The organism is Chitinophaga rupis (genome assembly GCF_900109685.1).
Lineage (GTDB): Bacteria > Bacteroidota > Bacteroidia > Chitinophagales > Chitinophagaceae > Chitinophaga > Chitinophaga rupis.
Genome location: NZ_FOBB01000004.1, coordinates 238,389 through 256,856 on the forward strand (window position 1 = coordinate 238,389; position 18,468 = coordinate 256,856).

Genomic DNA, 18,468 nt, shown 5'->3' on the forward strand with positions numbered 1-18,468 from the left:
GCCAACTTAAACATTAAACGTGAAGTACTGAACAGATATGGCTGAGAAAAAAGATCCTACAGGAAAAACCATTATTATTACAGAGGGCGCCGGCAAACAAACGGTTACACCGGTGCTGCTGCTGGAGCTGGATAACGATGTTAGCCCGGCAGTAAAGATCAGCGCGGGCCTGCTGAAAACCGTGCAGGAAGAGCGTAAATGCCAGCGCATGCCGCTGCAGGACAAAAAATCACTGGCCATTTTCAATAAACTTCCCCCCGGCGTGCAGCACCTGCTGCTGCCCTGCACACAGGAAGCCATGGTGCACAGGGAGCTGCAGCTTAAAGAAAAGTTCCTGGCCAACCCCGTAAAAGAGCAAACCTTACAGCAGTATATACAGGAAGGCATGCTGCAATACCTGTATCATACCCTGCAGCAATTGCGGCCCCTGGCCCCTCTCCTGCCCTGGTACTGCCAGGTGGTGGAACACTCTCTTGAAAAAAAGATACGGCCGGTAGCCGTTAATAACTATAATCCTTTACTATCATTTGAGCTGGTGCGCACCAACAGCGGCGCGCTGCGGCTGCTGGCATTTGTAACGGTGAACGGGCAGTCGTACCCGCTTTCTGAGTTTGAGCAATATGGTTTTTTACTGCGCAGCCGTGGCGAGCTGTTTATACTGCCGCCGGCAGACGGGCAAACACTGGAGCAGTTCAAACAGGGTTTTATGGAAGTTCCACGCGGGCAGGAAGGCCCTTTCCTGCAGCATACCCTGCCGGCGCTGGAAGCCCGCTACCCGGTTAACAAAAACATACTGTTACAAAAAGAGGAAGTGGATGTGCCGCCGCAATGCAACATATGGCTTAGTGAGCTGAATAACAGTTTCCTGATGCTGCGTATTCAATGGCAGTACGACCGCTTTACGCTGGACGCTGCCGCCAAAGATCCCGTGGTATGGATCACAGAGGGCGATGTGCAGTATGAAATTAAACGGCACCCGGAGGCGGAAAAAGAGGTTACCGCTTTTGTAAGGGGCCTGCATGCCCGCTTTGCCCAGCAGAACAACGGTTATTTTTACCTGCCCTTTGCAGAGGCAGAAAAAAGCCAGTGGCTGGTAAAATGTTACCGTAAGCTAATGGACCGTAACATTGGCGTGTATGGCATGGACGAGCTGAAACATTTCCGCTACAATACCCATATACCGGTAATGGATATACGCTGGTCGGGCAGTAACAAAGACTGGTTTGACCTGGAAGTGAAAGTGCACTACGGCGACCAGCCGGTGGCCCTGGCAGATATACAAAAAGCCCTGCTGCACCGGCAACCGCACCTGCTGCTGAAAGACGGCACCATAGGCGTTATCCCGGACGACTGGCAGCATAAATATGACCTGTTATGGAAGCTGGGCCAGCTGCAGAAAGACCAGCTGCGCCTTTCCAACCTGCACTTTACCGTGCTGCAGGAAATACTGGAAACGCCTGTTACTGCGCAGGAAAGCATTAAACAGAAATGGGAACGCCTGCAACAACAGCACTTTCCCGTACCTGCTGAAGTGCAGGCGCAGCTGCGCGATTACCAGAAAGCCGGCTTTGAATGGATGTGCCTTTTGGATGAAATGCGCTGGGGTGGCTGCCTGGCAGATGATATGGGTTTGGGTAAAACCCTGCAGACCATCACCTTTTTACAGCACCTGTGCACCAAATATCCCGGCGAAACGCACCTGGTGGTATGTCCTACCTCGCTGATCTATAACTGGGAACATGAGCTGCAAAAGTTTGCGCCTGGTTTAAAGTATGCCATCTACCACGGCGCCAACCGTACGTTTGATGAAGCGCAGTGGCGCCAGCAGCAGCTTATTATTACCAGCTACGGCACTGTGCGCGGCGATATGGATACTTTCTCCAAATATGTATTTGGTTATGTGGTGCTGGATGAAAGCCAGGTGATCAAAAATCCGACCTCGCAAACCACGCGCGCCTTACAGGTGCTGCAATGCCGTAACCGCCTGATCCTGAGCGGTACGCCCATCCAGAATAATACCATGGACCTGTATGCGCAAATGAACTTTGCCAACCCGGGCCTGCTGGGTAACCAGAACTTTTTCAAAACAGAATTTGCCTTACCGATCGATAAATTTTCCGACGGCAGCAAAGCCGCCGATCTGCGTAAGCTCATCTACCCCTTCCTGCTACGCCGCACCAAGGAGCAGATTGCCAAAGACCTGCCGGATAAAACAGAGATCATTATGTGGTGTGAAATGGGGGATGAACAGCGCCAGGTATATAACCAGGTAAAAGCCCTGTTCAAAGAAAAGCTCATGAGCCGCATTCAGGAAGAAGGGGTAGCTGCCAGCGCTATTTACATCCTGGAAGGTTTAACCCGCCTGCGGCAGATCTGTAATGCGCCGCAGCTGGTACCGGAGCAGGCCGGCGGTATTACCAGCTCTGTAAAACTGGATGAGCTGATGCGGGAAATTGTTGAGAACACCGGCACGCATAAAGTGCTGGTATTTTCCCAGTTCACCGGCATGCTGCAGCTGATATCGCAAGCCATGGAAACACAAGGTATCCCCTTCCTGTACCTGGATGGCAGCACCAAGGCAGAAAACCGCCAGCAGCTGGTAGCACAGTTCCAGCAGGATGAAAGCCAGCGCGTATTTCTCATTAGCCTTAAAGCCGGTGGTGTGGGCCTTACGCTTACGGCCGCAGACTATGTGTACCTGGTAGATCCCTGGTGGAACCCGGCCGCAGAGCAGCAGGCCATTGACCGTACGCACCGTATTGGCCAGCAGAACAAAGTATTTGCCTACAAAATGATCTGTAAGGATACCGTGGAAGAAAAAATACTGGCCCTGCAGCAACGTAAAAAGATGATTGCCGATGACCTGATCAGCGAGGAAACCGGGTTTATGAAAAAGCTAAGCGAGGAAGATGTAGCTTTCTTATTTAGTTAATTTTAATATAACTTGGGGAGAAAATCCACAATAATGGTCTGATATTTGCCAAAATTTGTCCTATGTTCCCAAGAAAAGTAATAATATACATCACGCTACTGATTGCCAACGTGCTGTTTCCTAATGCTTTATGGGCACAGGATAAAGCGGACAACGGCCCATTAGTGCTGCAGCGCGGCACCAACATCAGCCACTGGCTATCCCAAAGCCGCTTACGGGGTAAGGACCGGGCTGCCTTTTTTACTGAAAAGGATGTGACCTTTATTAAAGATCATGGTTTTGACCACATACGCCTGCCGGTAGATGAAGAACAACTCTGGTCAGAAGATTATACCAAGAACAAAGAGGCTTTTGAACTGCTGCACCAGGCCATGCAATGGTGTTACCTGCACCACCTGAATGCAGTAGTAGATCTGCATATTTTACGCAGCCATTATTTTGATGCCCGTGAAAAACCGCTGTGGACGCAGCCTGAAGCGCAGGAACGTTTTCTGCAATGCTGGCGTGAGCTGAGTGATGAGCTGAAAAGATACCCGGTATCCATGCTGGCCTACGAGCTGCTGAATGAGCCGGTGGCCGACAGCGCAGATCAATGGAATGAGCTGCTGGCGCGCGGTGTAGCGCTCATACGCGCTAAAGAGCCCAAACGTGTGATCGTGATCGGCAGTAACCGCTGGCAATCTACCAGTACTTTCCCGCAGTTAAAAGTACCTGAAAACGATCCTAATATTATTCTCAGCTTTCACTTCTATAACCCGTTTGTGCTTACGCACCATATGGCCAAATGGACGAAGATCCGCGACTATGACGGACCGGTGCATTACCCCGGCGCAACCATCACCCAAAAAGAAATGAATGCGCTGCCGGCCACTATCAGCAACCTGCTATACGGCGGGGAAAAGGTGTATAACCGCGATACCATGCAGGCGCAGCTGCAACCGGCCATCCAGCTATCCAAACGCCTGAAGCTGCCGCTGTACTGCGGGGAATGGGGCTGCCTGAATACTGTACCACGCAAAGACCGCCTGAACTGGTATAAGGACCTGCGCAAAGTACTGGAGCAGAACAACATTGCCTGGAGCAACTGGGATTACAAAAGCAACAGCTTTGGTATTATAGGGGATGATGGAGAGGCGGATAAGACGTTGTTAAAGACGCTCACGAAGTAAGCTTATAAAAAACAAATGCAGCGACCACACATCGCTGCATTTTTGATTCAACCTATACCTGTTACTACTGAAGATCGTTGCCGCTGTTCTGTTTTCTTTCCTGCATCTTCTCCTTCATTTTATCTTTCATTTCTTCTTTTACGGTCTGGTACTTTTCAAACTGCTCCTTACTAAGCACCTCACGGTATTCAGCCTCTTTCTGCGAGTTTATTTTTTTGGCTGTACGCAGCTTGGATAGCTTGCTGCCATTGCCTTTTAGCACAGGATCCATTTGCTGGGCGTACTTCAGGTTGATGGCGCCTATTTTTTGTGTTTGCGCATCATCCAGCTGCAGCTGGGTTTTTAAATAGTCAGTTTGCATTTGCGCACGTTTTTCTGGCGTGCTTTGTTTCATAGCATCCTGGGCCAGCAATGTGGCAGGGGCTAAAGCCAGGCAGCAGGCAAATAAGGCCGCTTGCAGTAAGAATAGTGTTCTTTTCATATGTTCTTGCTTTTGTGTTATAAAGTATGTTCCGCACCCTGAATGGTGCGGAACAATATTTTACCATTGAATATTATAAGTAGCGCCGCTGGCAAAAGTAAGCGTAGCGGTTTTGTTACCGGTGAATACCAGGGTGCCGGCGTACTGGAAGCTGCGGCCACCGCTGGTAGCCCCGCTGATAGTTACACTGGCGGTACCGGATTGTACCAGGTAGGTAGTTTTGCTCACTGCGATGTTTGTTCCGGTTACAATAATAGTGCTCGTAAAGCTATGTTTACGCAATATTTTGGATGCCTGGCTGCCTTTGCGGGTAAGGCTCATATTCATTGTATAATTGGGGGCAGCGGGTTCCAGGCCGGTAACTGCCAGCGTAGCTGACAAAGAATCGTTGGAGGACATACGCGGTGCATCGTACGAGAGATGGCTTGTTAATGCAAAGTCAAAACGTGCAGCCGGAGCGCAGGTCAGCATCCAGTGCCATTGAGCATCAGCATGGTAGGTTACTACGGCGCCGGCTATACTGCTGTGTGCAATGGCTGTATCTTTTGACATACCGCACATAGCGCTGTAATTGGTGGTCATGATAGCCGCATCAGATGCTGTTACCGCTACACCGCCGCTGTTGGCTGATACGGCCTGGGTTACAGCTTCTGCTACCTCTTCTTCGTCCACTGCATCAACCGGGGCTGCGTCATTGTTCTTAGCGCAGGAAAATAAAAAGGTAGTTCCAATCAGCAGGATACCTGCTGCCAATAAAATAGATGGTGTTGTTCTCTGTTTCATAGTGTTAGTATTGTTTTGTGCTTATTGGATGGGCTGCAGGGCGCCGGGTTGTGAAAGGGAGGGTGAAGCTGAAAAATCAGCGGGTGAGCTTGCGGGCTTATTTCCCTTGCTAAACAGTTTCTTAAACCCATATATCATTAGTATCAAAGGATTATGGCTAATAAAGCCATCTGTAATACCATACTGCACTTTTTCTGTTTCCGGCTGGTAGGTTTTAAACAGGCGGTCCCAGATCATGAACACTCCGCCAAAGTTCTTATCAATGTACAGCGGGTTACAGCCGTGGTGCACGCGGTGGGCGGAGGGGGTATCCAGGATCCCTTCTACCGGGCCTAATTTGCCTACCGCTTCTGTATGCATAAAAAACTGGTACAGCAAATTGAGCACATGCGCTATTACGATCATGGATGGCGGAAAACCCAGCAGCGCTGCGGGTACAAAGAATAATGGGCTGATGAGGGCATTAAACCAATTGAGCCGGTAGGCCGTGGTAAGGTTCATAAGCGGGCTGCTATGGTGAATGAGATGAAAGGCCCACAGCGGTTTCCAGCTATGCGATATGCGGTGAAACCAGTAGAACAGAAAATCGGCTACAATAAAACAGGCCAGGAACACCCAGCCGTTAGCCGGCAGGTGAAAAGGCGCCAGGCCGGAAAACCAGTCCAGCAGGGCTAACTGGTAGCCGGTAAATAATAGTTTAGAAAGCTGAAAGCCTATGAGTATGCCTATGTTGGCCAGGGTTTCTTTTAGCTGGTATGCCTTTTTATTTTCCCGCCAGCTCCAGATGATCTCTGCTATTACCAGCAGCACCACAAATATCAGTACGCCGGCCCGGTAATGTCCTATTCCTGCATGTTGCATAAAAGTAGTTTTAAATTACTACTGCAAGTTGCGCCGGAATGCTTTTTTTAAATGGCCTAAAACGGGTGAAACGGTAAAGAAAGGGGTTGAGCTATCAGGCATTCATCCATGCCTTAAAAGCGGGTACACGGGCTTTGCTGATGAGGATCTTTTCCGTGGCCTCCGGGATAGTTTTTACCAGCAGGCGGCCATTGAAAAAGAAGTCCACTTCCTGTATGGCTTTGCGCTGCACAATAAACTGACGGTTTGCGCGGAAGAAAATGTGCGGGTCCAGCTGCTGCTGCAGCTGCTCCAGGGTAAAGTCGATGGTGTATTGTTTATGGTCCAGGGTGCAGGCCTGCACTACTTCATTTGTGGTGTAGAACCAGGCTATGTGCGCGGCTTCCAGCGGCAGCATTTTTTCCCGGTAGTGTACTAAAAAGGATTGTTTGTATACCGGCTGCTCCTGCATACTTTTTAACAGCCGTACCATTTGCTCCTGCGCACCGGTATTCAAACCTTCGCCGGTAAGCTTGCGGTATTTTTGCAGGGCGCGGCTGATCTCCTCCATGTCATAGGGTTTCAGCACATAGTCAATACCATTGGACTTAAAGGCCTGCAATGCATAATCATTATATGCGGTTACAAAGATCACGGGCTGCTCTACTTTCGTTTTCTCAAAGATCTCAAATGATAAACCGTCGGCCAGGCGTATGTCCATGAAGATGAGGTTACAGGCGTTGCTGTTTTGCTGCAGCCAGCTTACAGATGCCGCTACGCCGGGTAAAATGGCGGCTACGTTAATAGCGGGATCAATGTCCTGCAGCATGTGTTGCAGGTTACGCGCGGTAACGGGTTCGTCTTCGATGATAAGGATATTCATGGTGCTGTTAATTATTAGTAAGCGGCAGCTTCACCAGGAAACTATCTGCCGTTCGTATAATACTGATCTCTTTTTTCAGCAGGATCTTAAACCGTTCATTCAGGTTGGCCAAACCCAGGCCGGTGCCTGATTGCGGGAAGTGTACCGGTTGCAGGTTATTCTTTACACACAGCTCATCCCCTTCCACATATACCTGTACCATTAAGGGCTGCGCAGCTATGGCGCGGTTATGTTTGGCTGCATTTTCTACAAGCAGCTGTAAAGATAAATGCGGCAGCTGCTGATGATGATATTGTGCCGGCACCTCTACCGTAATTACAATGCCTTCTTCAAAACGCATTTTTAATAATTCGGTAAAAGAATGCAGGTGCTGCAGCTCATCTTTTAAAGGGATCAGCTGTTGCTGCTCCTGCAACAGGTTCCGGAAGGTACGCGACAGGTGCCCGATGAACTGCTGCGCCTTCACCGGGTTTTCCCTTACAATGCCGGAGAGTGTGCTGAGTGAATTAAAAAAGAAGTGCGGGTTCAGCTGCTGTTTCATCAGCTCCAGCTCCGAACGTAAATAACGGCTTTTGATCTGCTCTGTTTCCAGCTCCTTGGCCTGTGCTTCGCGCAGCAGGTATATGATCCGGATCACCAGCATTTCCACTACCATACATAAGGCCAGCCGGGCCAGGTAAGTAGCCCGGAAAAACCGTACCGGCAAATGATTGGTGTCTACCGACAAGCGCCGTTGTACACCTATGCCTATAATGCAGAAGATCATGAGCAGCAGAAAGTTCCAGAGGGGGTAAATGGCGTAGGTATTGGCCAGCTTATTTTTGCGCAGTTTGGGAAACCAGTGCAGGTTCAGCTCAAATATCAGCCAGCAGAAGAGGAAGGTCCAGGCAAACTGAAAAGTGAACTCCCAGGGGTTGAAGGTCGTGAATTGATTTATCCAGCTGTCATTGCGCACCTGCCAGATCTTGGGCAGGTTCACCAGTAAGGTCACCAGCAGGGTGCTATAGAACACAATCTTTTTTTCAACGGCCAGTTTCATCATTCAAAAATGAGGAAAAACGGGGAGATTGTTGCTTGTTTGGGCGGTGAAGCGGCTTTTTGTGCGGGTGAAATGTGGTTCGCGGCGCTTTGCCGCCGTCCATGGTCCATGGTCCACAGTCCATGGCCTGGTGCGAGGAGAATGTTACTGCGGGAAATGGCAGGAGCAGTAAGGACCTTCATTCACGGACGGTGGACCGTGGTCTGTGGTCCGTGGACTGCAAAAGAAAAGGTCCGGTACTAGCCCGGACCTCTTGTATCAAACATTCAAGCTGAATTCTTATTTCTTTACTTCTGCAGGTGCAGCTACTTTTTTGTTGGTAGTGGGTACTACATCGCTTTCATTTGCCAGCTCGTTCTTACGGTCAAAATCAACCAGTACGGGAGCAGCTACAAAGATAGAGGAGTAAGTACCGGTGATCACACCGATCAGCATAGCAAAGGCAAAACCGCGGGTTACTTCACCACCAAAGATAAACAGGATCAGGATGGTGAGGAACACCGTGAGGGAGGTCATTACCGTACGGCTCAATGTATCATTGATAGCGCGGTTAATGATGGTATTGCGGTCGCCGCCTTTCTTTTCACGGAAGTACTCACGGATACGGTCAAATACGATCACCGTATCGTTCATGGAGAAGCCGATCACCGTTAGGATAGCTGCAATAAAGTGCTGGTCTATTTCCAGGGTGAAGGGTACAATATCTTTACAGAAAGAGAATACTGCTAATGTTACCAATACGTCGTGCAGCAGGGAGAAGATAGTACCGATAGAATACTGCCATTTGCTAAAACGCAGCAGTATATACAGGAATATCACTACCAGTGACAATACCGTGGCCTTGACAGCGCCGGCACGCAGATCGTCCGAAATGGTGGGCGATACGGTTTGTGAACCTACGATATAACGGTTAGAGGTAAACGCTTCATAGCTAACACCGGCATCGTAGTATTTCTTCAGGCCCTGGTACAGCTTCTGAGTTACTTCCTTATCTACCGCTAAGCCTTGTTCTTCTATTTTATAGGAAGTAGTGATGTTTAGCTGGTTATTGCTGCCGCCTATGGTTTTCACGTAAGGTTCTGCACCAAATACTCCCTTCAGATCGCTGCGTATATCATTTTCATTCACCGCCTTATCAAAACGTACGGTAAAGCTACGGCCACCTTCAAAATCAATGCCCTTGTCAAAACCATGGAAGAAGGATGCAACGCCCATCACCATTACAACCGCAGAGATGATGTATGCATACTTTCTTTTTCCTACAAAGTCAAAGCTGGCATGCTTGAAGATCTTACGGGAAACCGGTGTAAAGTATTCAAAGTGTCTTTTCTTGTTAGTCCACCAGTCGGTTACGATACGTGATACCAGGATACCGCAGAACAGGGACAATAACAGACCAATGATCTGTGTAGTGGCAAAACCCAGTACCGGGCCTAAACCAAAGTAGAACAGGATAACAGCTGTAAGCAAAGAGGTGATGTGACCATCCAGCACCGGCGCATAAGAACGTTTATAGCCGTCCTCGATGGCCTGCTGGTAGGTTTTACCACGGCTTAGCTCATCCTTTATCCTTTCAAAGATAATTACGTTCGTATCCACAGCCATACCAATGGTAAGTACCAGACCGGCAATACCAGGCATAGTGAGCGTAGCGCCCAGGGAAGCCAGGATACCTACGGTGAACAGCAGGTTCAGGATCAGGGCTATGTTAGCTACCCAGCCACCGGTGTTGTAATACACCAGCATGAGGGTGAATATAATTATAAAGGAGATGATGAAAGATTTTGCACCTGCTGCAATGGATTCTGCACCCAGGGTAGGCCCAACCACCACTTCAGATACGATCTGCGCGGGAGCCGGCATTTTACCTGATTTCAGGATGTTGGCCATATCCTTTGCTTCTTCTACGGTAAAGCTACCGGTAATGGATGAACGGCCACCGGCAATCTCACCCAGGATAGAAGGAGCGGAATATACAATACCATCCAGTACAATGGCTACATAATTAAAGGTAGAGCGGTCGTCCGGGTTGGTAGGGGCCAGCTGGCCGGTCAGTTTTTTCCAGTCGCGGGCGCCGGTGTTGTCCATGGTCATGCTGATCTCAGGACTGCCGTTCTGGTCAAAGTCCTGGCGTGCATCTACTACCCTTTCACCACTTACCGGGGGCGCAGGGTTAGCAGGGTTCACTTTCAGCGCATATACTTCCATAGCGCCATTGCGGTCTGCTTTATTTTCCTGTCCGTATACAAATACCAGGTCTTTGGGAACCAGGCTCTTTACAGCGGGCATTTGCAGGTAACGGCGGAAGGTAGCGGTATCTTTAGGCAGGATCATACCTACTATGGGACCGGGTACGATCTGTCCGTCCTGGGAAATATAAGGACGCATTACAGAGAACAGCGGGTTTGTTTTAGCAAAATCGCGTTCCAGCTGCGCCTGGGTCTGGGCAGAATCGGCTTTTTTACCTTTACCTTTACCGCTGCTGTCTTTAGCCAGGTAGCTATCCAGGCTGGCGGTTTTGGTGGTATCATCTTTACCGGCTGCAGCGCCTTTTACGGTATCGCTGGATGCCAGTAAGGCAGAATCATTTTTAGCGGCAGTGGTATCAGCGGCGCTCTTACCACCCAGGGCGGCTTTCAGCGCATCGTTAACCGGCTGCAGCACACCTACTACAAATTCCTGGTTGTTCTTGTAAGTTTCGCGGAATTCCAGGTTGGCGCTGGCCTGTAAGTATCTTCTTACACGGTCAGGGTTGTCAACCCCAGCCAGTTCCACGGAGATAATGCCTTTATTTTCATCCAGGCTGATGTTAGGCTGTGCTACCCCGAATTTATCGATACGTTTTTGCAGTACCAGGTAAGTATTCTTGATAGCAGCATTGGCCTCGCGACGGATCACGTTCAGCACCTGCTGGTTGGTAGAGTTGAAAGTAAGATCTTTTTCGTAGGCATTGGCGAAGATACTGGCCAGGCGTCCGCTGGGCTGTACTTCTTCATATGCAGTACCGAAGAGGGATACGAAATCAGACTGGCTGGCTTTTTTGCGCTGACGGGCTAACTCCAGGGCTTTATTAAAAGCGGGATCTTTGGATTGGCCGCTCAGGGAACGGATCACATCTTCCACACTTACATCCAGCACCACGTTCATACCGCCCTGCAGGTCAAGACCCAGGTTCAGCTCTCTTTCTTTTGCTTTGGTATAGGTTACATACCACGGAAAACCTACGATCTGCTTGTTGCTCACGCTGTCCAGGATTTCCTGTCTGCGGAGTTTAACCAGGTCGTTCAGGCTATCCTGGTAAAAAGCCTGTTGCTCTTTGCTACCCGGATATTTCTGTTCAGGTGTAGGATACAGCTTGGTCACATCGTTCTTGGCCTGCGTTACTACTTTCTTTTCGTAGTTACGCACCAGGAACGTAAAGGACAATTGGTACAGCGATATAAGGATCAGCGCCGCCGCAAAAATTCTAACCAGTCCCTTTAGTTGCATATTCTTTCGGGTTTATAAATTTTTTTTAAGAGTTGCAAAGATAGAATTTAAATTGATATATTAAAGTCATGTCCAGCATGGGCCTTTCGTGCTATTTTTTGTAGATCCAATCTGTTGAGCTATGCGTTGTTTCTGTATCCTTTTAATGATTCTGGCTGCCTGCAACACTGACAAATATATGCAAACCCGCCATTATCCTGCAACAGATAATTTTTTAGATACCCTTTTACAGGCCAATGCGCAGCGGCTGGGACCGGTATTTGCGTACCCCGACAGCTTTCAGCTGCAGATCATTTACACCCGAATAGACCGGGATGCACATAACCGCCCCCATTTCCGGGACTATTACTACCATGTTGATACCAGCCGGTATTTTTACCCTGCTTCTACCGTAAAGCTGCCCGGGGCAGCGCTGGCCCTGGAAAAGCTGAACGACTTGCATATTCCCGGCCTGGACCGCAACACACCTATGTATATAGACAGCCTGCCCGGCGTAAGTACGGCGGTGTATGAGGACCCTACTTCCGCCAACGGCCAGGCCAGCATTGCCCATTACATTAAAAAGATATTCCTGGTAAGTGATAATGACGCCTTTAACCGCCTGTATGAGTTTGTGGGTATGGAGACCATGAATGAGCGCCTGTGGCAGATGGGGTACACGCATGCGCAGCTGCGTACCCGCACAGGTGTGGGTTTTCTGCCACCCGATAGTAACCGGCATACCAATGCCATGTATTTTATACACGAGGGGCAGGAAGTGTACCGGCAGCCGGACCAGTACAGCCAGCTGGCCTTTAGCCCCCGGCATGACAGTGCGGGCAGGGCATTTTATGACCGTAATAAAGTGCTGGTACCCCGGCCCATGAACTTTTCCAAAAGGAACCGCCTTTCCCTGCCGGATGTACATATGATCCTGAGGAGCTTAATTTTTCCGGAATCTGTAACAAAAAGCCGCCGTTTCCGTTTAACGGAAGATGATTACCGGTTTTTGTACCGCTGCATGTCGCAGTACCCAACGGAAACAGCCTACCCGGCTTATGATTCCACGGAGTTTTACCCGGCCAAAGTAAAGTTCCTGTTGTATGGCGGCGACCGGCGGCTGCAAATACCACCCTACATCCGTATATTCAACAAGCCAGGATGGGCTTATGGATATTTAACAGATGTGGCCTATATTGCGGACTTTTCCCACCAGGTGGAATTTATGGTGGCAGCCACGGTATATGTAAATAAAGACGGCATCATTGGCAGCAACTATCAGTTTAACAAAACAGGAAAACCATTTATGGAGGCTTTAGGCCAGGTACTTTATCAGCATGAACTACAACGGAAAAGAAAATACCTGCCGGATCTTTCGCGTTATAAATATTAAGACTATCAACTATTATAAACTGCTAACACTTAAAAATCAATAAAAACAATCAGTGTGATGAGGACTAAAAAGTATCGTTTATGGGCAATAGCCGCCCTCGTTGTGACCGTAACCGGATTTACCGCCTGTTTAAAATCAGACCCTGTGCAGCCGCAACGGCCGCAAGCCTACTTCTGGTTCATTGGCGCTTACAGCACCAGCTTAACCCTGGATGTATTTGACAATGGCACTAAGCTGAATTCAACAGCGCTGGCTTTTGATTTTGTTGCACCTTACAGTGCAGTGGGAGGCCCGCACGTATTTACTTTCAAGAAAAGTGGCGTGGATAGTATCATAAAAGAAAATACAAACCTGTATGATTCCCTGCAAAGCTATACCCTGCTGCTGCATGGAGATGCTACTACCGGCGCGTCACTGACTGCAGTGCATGATGATTACTCTGCCACCAGCACCTCTAAAGTGAATTACCGTTTTTATAACCTGAGCCCCAGCATAGGCCCCGTAGACCTGTTCATTAACGACACTAAGCTGACCAGCAATGTGAACTACGCAGGCCAGGGCGGTTTTTACAGTGCCTTTACCACTACAGATGCTACCGGCAGCGGTAACGTATCTATTAAAATAAAAGCACCCGGTAAAGATTCTGTAATTGCACAGAAAGATAACGTACCCCTGAGCGTAGGTTACCCTTACACTATTTACCTGAAGGGCGAAAAAAATGCGCCTACCGATGCACGCAAGCTGAGCGTAGGTATCATACAGCATAGCTAATGCAGCATTGCAACCAGTATAGACAAATTTAATTGATGGCAATAATGGGCTGAACAAATGTTCGGCCCATTTTCATTTATGCCATCTACTAATATTGTGCTGCTTTCACTTTTTTGCTGTAGGTTTGCCGGGGTCAATCTATCATTTATTCTATGACACAACTCGCAGAAAGATTATCCCGGATATCCGAGCCTGAGACCATTAAGATGGCCAAATTGAGCCGTGAGCTTAAAGCACAGGGTATAGACATTGTAGACCTGAGCATAGGCGAGCCGGATTTTGAAACGCCTGTACATATCAGGGATGCAGCCAAAAAGGCTATTGACGAAGGTTTTACCCACTACACACCGGTAGCCGGTTATGCGGATCTGCGCCAGGCTGTGGCACACAAATTAAAAAGGGATAACGGGCTTGAATATACGCCGGAGCAGATCGTGGTATCTACCGGCGCTAAACAAAGTATTGCCAATGCAGTACTGAGTATTGTAAACCCGGGCGACGAAGTGATCATTCCCACCCCTTACTGGGTTACCTATTCAGAACTGGTAAAGCTTTGCCAGGGCGTAGTAAAATTTGTGCCCTGCAGCATTGAGAATAAATATAAGATCACGCCGGAGCAGCTGGAAGCCGCTATAACGCCTGCCACCAGGCTGTTTATGTTCTCCAGCCCCTGCAACCCAACCGGAGCGGTGTATTCCAAAGCAGAGCTGGCGGCCCTGGCCGAAGTATTTGCCCGGCACCCGGAGGTGTTCATTATTGCCGATGAGATCTATGAATACATTAACTATGTAGGCAAACATGAAAGCATAGCGCAGTTCGGCGACCTGAAGGACCGCACCATTATCATTAATGGTTTAAGCAAAGGTTTTGCCATGACGGGCTGGCGCCTGGGTTACCTGGCCGCACCTCCTGCTATAGCCAAGGCTGCGGATAAGATCCAAAGCCAGTTCACCTCTGCTACCTGCTCTATTACCCAGCGGGCAGCCATTACCGCCCTTACCGGCGAGCTAACATCTGCCATGGCCATGGTAGCAAAGTTTAAGGAAAGGCGCGCATTCATTTACAAAGCACTGTCTGATATTCCCGGCCTGAAAGTGATTGAACCGGAAGGCGCTTTTTATATGTTCCCGGATGTGACCGCCTTTTTTGGCACTTCTTACGACGGAACTACCGTGAAGAATGCGGATGACCTCTGCATGTACCTCCTGCATAAATTCCATATTTCTGTAGTAACCGGCGCTGCCTTTCAGCAGCCGGGCTGTATCCGTATCTCCTATGCCAACAGCATGGAAAAGCTGGCAGAAGGGGTGAAAAGGATGGCTGAAGGATTGGGAAAATTGAAGTAATGGGGAATGTGCAGATCTGCAAAGGTGCAGATGGATTGATGATTTGGTGGGATTGAATGCTGTATCATTTGAGCTATTTCATTGCAGACCTGCATATTTGCACATTTGCAAATTAATTATATATATTTGCGTGAAAATTATTGCTGCTACATGCCTTCTACTCAAACGTTGCTATATATTGTAATTACCATTGGCGCTATTGCGCTGATCTATATGACCATCAAAGACCTGATCAAACCTAAGAAGGATGAACCGGCTGCGGCCCCTAACCCGGGCGCCAGCGCTGCCGTACTGCCTTTACAGTTACAGGCCTATGAGCGCCTGGTATTGCTGGTAGAGCGTATTAACCCGCAAAGCCTCATCAGCCGCCTGTATATGCAGGAAATGACGGTGGTAGATATGCAGATAGCACTGATACAAACTATTAAAGCTGAATTTGATCATAACATTTCCCAGCAGATCTATGTATCGCCCGCTGCCTGGGAAACCGTGAAAACATTGAAAGAGCAAACCATTACGCTCATTAACCAGATCTCGGCCCAGTTACCGGCCGATGCGCCGGCCAAAGAGCTGAACCGCCCTATACTGGAAGCTTTCCTGCAGGCCGGAGAGTCGCCTTCAGAGCTGGCCAGCCAGATATTGAACGGAGAGGCGAAGAAGATCATGAGATGATCTTCTGATTACGAATTACTATTTCTTCACCATATTCACCCGTTTCGGGCGTATCACTTCATACAACAGGTATCCTCTTCCGTTAAAGGAAATATATAAAGGCTCGCCCATGTACCAGGGCGTATCCTTGCTGGTTTTGGCATGCGCCTGAATATGCAGGTGCGGTTCAGAGCTGAAGCCGGAATTACCTACGCAGCCCAGCGCCTGCCCCTGCTGCACCCATTCATTCTCATGTACCACCACGCTGCCCTTTTTCATATGTGCCAGGAAAATGTAGCTGGAATCAGTTTCCAGGAGCACCTGGTTGGTATTTTGCGGACCGCGGTCCATGTTAGGCGGAATGTTATCCGGGTTATCGCTGTAGGCCCGCAGCACACGGCCGCTGCAGGGCGCATAAATAGTGTCGTTGAATATTTCATAATCCTCCAGCCGGCTGCTGAACACTTTGTTGGCGCGGCCGCCCCAGCTGTTGAGCTTTACAATGTCCATTGCATAAATGGCGCCCCGCAGGCTGAAGTGGAACAGGTTGGTAGGCAGGCCTTTACCTCCCTGTAATACAAAATAGCGGCCTGTTTTCAGCGGAAAAGCCAGCTCTACGCGCTTTTGCTTTAAACCGGTGGTGCCGGTGAAATAGGTGATACAGAGGAATCCAAGAATACCCACCCATAATAAAGACATAGCTCTTTTCCAGGCACGCGGCGGCCTGGCTTTTGTGCTTTTGCTGCGTACCAGTGCGGATAACAGGCATAATAACAGCAGCACACCAAACACATATTTGGCATGTACCGTCAGGTACACCCAGGTGCCATACAGGTAAATGAACAAACCAAGGGAGAGTGCCAGCAGCCCCTGGGACCAGCCATAACGGAAGGGTTTTCCGGTGGCCCTAAACATGAAATACAGGCTTAATAACGCTAATGCCAGACTAAGTGACAGGATTCCGTAAATGAACATATAAATATAATGTGCTAAGGTGCCAATAGCTTATGTGCTGACAAAGGTATGAACCAATTGCCGATGTATTGACATATCAGCACATCAGTAAAATTATGTAACATTGTTTATGGAAAAACACGTTACAGATGCCGGTATCACCATACAACCGGTATATACGCAACCGGTAGCTATGCAGGAATTACCGGGCGAGTTCCCTTTCACACGCGGCATACACGCCTCCATGTACCGCGACAAGCTCTGGACCATGCGGCAGTACGCAGGTTTCAGCACCGCAGAAGCATCCAACCAAAGATATCATTATCTCCTGCAACAAGGTGTTATGGGTTTAAGCGTGGCCTTTGACCTGCCTACCCAGATAGGATACGATTCCGACCATCCGATGGCGGAAGGCGAAGTAGGTAAAGTAGGCGTGGCTATTGACTCCCTGGAAGACATGGAGCGTTTGTTCAAAGACATTACACTGGAACAGATCTCGACCTCCATGACCATCAATGCCACCGGTTTTATCTTATTAGCGCTCTATATAGCCCTGGCAAAAAAACAGGGCGCAGACCTGAAAAAAATATCCGGCACCATACAGAATGATATACTCAAAGAGTATGCCGCGAGAGGTACTTTTATTTATCCGCCCCAGCCTTCTATGCGGCTGATCACTGATATTTTTGCCTATTGCAGCAAAGAGGTGCCCAAATGGAACACCATTTCCATCAGCGGGTACCACATACGTGAAGCCGGCGCCAATGCCGTGCAGGAGCTGGCCTTTACCCTTTCTAACGGCAAGGCCTATCTGAAAGCCGCGCTGGATAAGGGGCTGGATATAAATGTATTTGCCCAGCGCCTTTCCTTCTTTTTTAATGCGCACAACCATTTGTTTGAGGAAGTGGCCAAATTCCGGGCAGCCCGCCGTATGTGGGCCAACATCACCCTGTCACTGGGCGCAACAGATACAAAGGCGCAAATGCTGCGCTTCCATACCCAAACCGGGGGCAGCACCTTAACGGCGCAGCAGCCGCATAATAATATTGTACGGGTAGCCGTGCAAACGCTGGCCGCCACACTGGGCGGCACCCAATCCCTGCATACCAATGGTTTTGACGAAGCCCTTTCCCTGCCCACCGAGGAAGCAGCCCGTATTGCGCTGCGCACCCAACAGATCATAGGCTATGAAAGCGGCGTAGCTGATACGGTGGACCCGCTGGCCGGATCGTACTACGTGGAAGCGCTGACCAATGAAATAGAAACCCGCGCCTGGGAGCTGATAGGGAAGATAGATGCCATGGGCGGCGCCGTAAGCGCCATAGAGCAGGGTTTTGTGCAGGAAGAAATAGCCCGCAGCGCCTACCAGTACCAGCAGCAGATAGAAAGGGGCGAAAAGGTGATTGTGGGAATGAATAAGTTCACCATGGAGGATACCGGCTCGCCGGATATATTCCGGATAGATGACAGCATCCGCAAAGTGCAGAGCGACCGCCTGGCGGCGCTGCGTGCCAAGCGGGACAACGGACAGGTACAGCTTTTGCTACAACAACTGGAAACCGCCGCCCGCAGCAGCGATAACCTGATGCCGCTGGTAGTAACGGCTGTGGAGAACTACTGCACCCTGGGAGAGATTGCGGATACGCTGAGAAAGGTGTGGGGGGAATACCGGAGTTAAAAATTAAAAGTAAAAAAGTAAAAATTAAAAATTGGAATGCAGCGGAGATTGGAATCGTTGGGATGCAGATTTGGATAGGC

14 protein-coding genes are annotated in these 18,468 nt (G+C 49.3%); 7 read left to right on the forward strand and 7 right to left on the reverse strand.

Going from position 1 to position 18,468, the window contains the following annotated elements; genetic code table 11:
* Positions 1-37 precede the first annotated feature (37 nt).
* Positions 38-2,932 carry a DEAD/DEAH box helicase gene (locus BMZ54_RS17860; protein ID WP_089914819.1) on the forward strand — a complete coding sequence of 965 codons (2,895 nt, stop codon included), beginning with the start codon at positions 38-40 and terminating at the stop codon, positions 2,930-2,932.
* 62 nt (positions 2,933-2,994) lie between these two features.
* Positions 2,995-4,101, forward strand: a complete 1,107-nt coding sequence (locus BMZ54_RS17865; RefSeq protein WP_089914822.1) for a glycoside hydrolase family 5 protein — start codon at positions 2,995-2,997, stop codon at positions 4,099-4,101.
* 64 nt (positions 4,102-4,165) lie between these two features.
* On the opposite strand, the gene BMZ54_RS17870 is transcribed toward BMZ54_RS17865, so the two are convergent.
* The 6 genes from BMZ54_RS17870 to secDF form a co-directional block, all read right to left on the reverse strand.
* Complete coding sequence (locus BMZ54_RS17870; protein WP_089914826.1) at positions 4,166-4,582, reverse strand: hypothetical protein; 417 nt, start codon at positions 4,580-4,582, stop codon at positions 4,166-4,168.
* Positions 4,583-4,642: 60 nt separating this feature from the next.
* Complete coding sequence (locus BMZ54_RS17875; RefSeq protein ID WP_143081052.1) at positions 4,643-5,365, reverse strand: hypothetical protein; 723 nt, start codon at positions 5,363-5,365, stop codon at positions 4,643-4,645.
* 21 nt (positions 5,366-5,386) lie between these two features.
* Entirely contained in the window at positions 5,387-6,226 is an 840-nt protein-coding gene (locus BMZ54_RS17880) for a sterol desaturase family protein (protein WP_089914831.1), read from the reverse strand.
* A 94-nt stretch (positions 6,227-6,320) separates the two neighbouring features.
* Positions 6,321-7,088 carry a LytR/AlgR family response regulator transcription factor gene (locus tag BMZ54_RS17885; RefSeq protein WP_089914834.1) on the reverse strand — a complete coding sequence of 256 codons (768 nt, stop codon included), beginning with the start codon at positions 7,086-7,088 and terminating at the stop codon, positions 6,321-6,323.
* Between the two features lie 7 nt (positions 7,089-7,095).
* Positions 7,096-8,127, reverse strand: a complete 1,032-nt coding sequence (locus BMZ54_RS17890; RefSeq protein ID WP_162277590.1) for a sensor histidine kinase — start codon at positions 8,125-8,127, stop codon at positions 7,096-7,098.
* A gap of 279 nt (positions 8,128-8,406) precedes the next feature.
* Complete coding sequence (gene secDF, locus BMZ54_RS17900; RefSeq protein WP_089914843.1) at positions 8,407-11,616, reverse strand: protein translocase subunit SecDF; 3,210 nt, start codon at positions 11,614-11,616, stop codon at positions 8,407-8,409.
* Positions 11,617-11,794: 178 nt separating this feature from the next.
* On the opposite strand from secDF, the gene BMZ54_RS17905 reads away from it, so the two are divergent.
* From BMZ54_RS17905 to BMZ54_RS33175, 4 genes are all read left to right on the forward strand, one after another.
* A complete protein-coding gene (locus BMZ54_RS17905; RefSeq protein ID WP_162277591.1) occupies positions 11,795-12,988 on the forward strand; it encodes a serine hydrolase in 1,194 nt (397 codons plus the stop codon).
* A gap of 57 nt (positions 12,989-13,045) precedes the next feature.
* Positions 13,046-13,759 (forward strand): DUF4397 domain-containing protein, encoded by a 714-nt coding sequence (locus BMZ54_RS17910; RefSeq protein ID WP_089914849.1) that lies wholly within the window; start codon positions 13,046-13,048, stop codon positions 13,757-13,759.
* Positions 13,760-13,911: 152 nt separating this feature from the next.
* A complete protein-coding gene (locus tag BMZ54_RS17915) occupies positions 13,912-15,105 on the forward strand; it encodes a pyridoxal phosphate-dependent aminotransferase (protein WP_089914852.1) in 1,194 nt (397 codons plus the stop codon).
* A 150-nt stretch (positions 15,106-15,255) separates the two neighbouring features.
* The gene (locus BMZ54_RS33175; RefSeq protein ID WP_202909281.1) at positions 15,256-15,777 is read left to right on the forward strand and encodes a DUF7935 family protein; all 522 of its coding nucleotides are present in this window, start codon (positions 15,256-15,258) and stop codon (positions 15,775-15,777) included.
* A gap of 18 nt (positions 15,778-15,795) precedes the next feature.
* On the opposite strand, the gene BMZ54_RS17925 is transcribed toward BMZ54_RS33175, so the two are convergent.
* Positions 15,796-16,671, reverse strand: coding sequence for a M23 family metallopeptidase (locus BMZ54_RS17925; RefSeq protein WP_162277594.1), 876 nt, complete (start codon positions 16,669-16,671; stop codon positions 15,796-15,798).
* A 169-nt stretch (positions 16,672-16,840) separates the two neighbouring features.
* On the opposite strand from BMZ54_RS17925, the gene BMZ54_RS17930 reads away from it, so the two are divergent.
* A complete protein-coding gene (locus BMZ54_RS17930) occupies positions 16,841-18,388 on the forward strand; it encodes an acyl-CoA mutase large subunit family protein (RefSeq protein WP_089914861.1) in 1,548 nt (515 codons plus the stop codon).
* Positions 18,389-18,468: the final 80 nt, after the last annotated feature.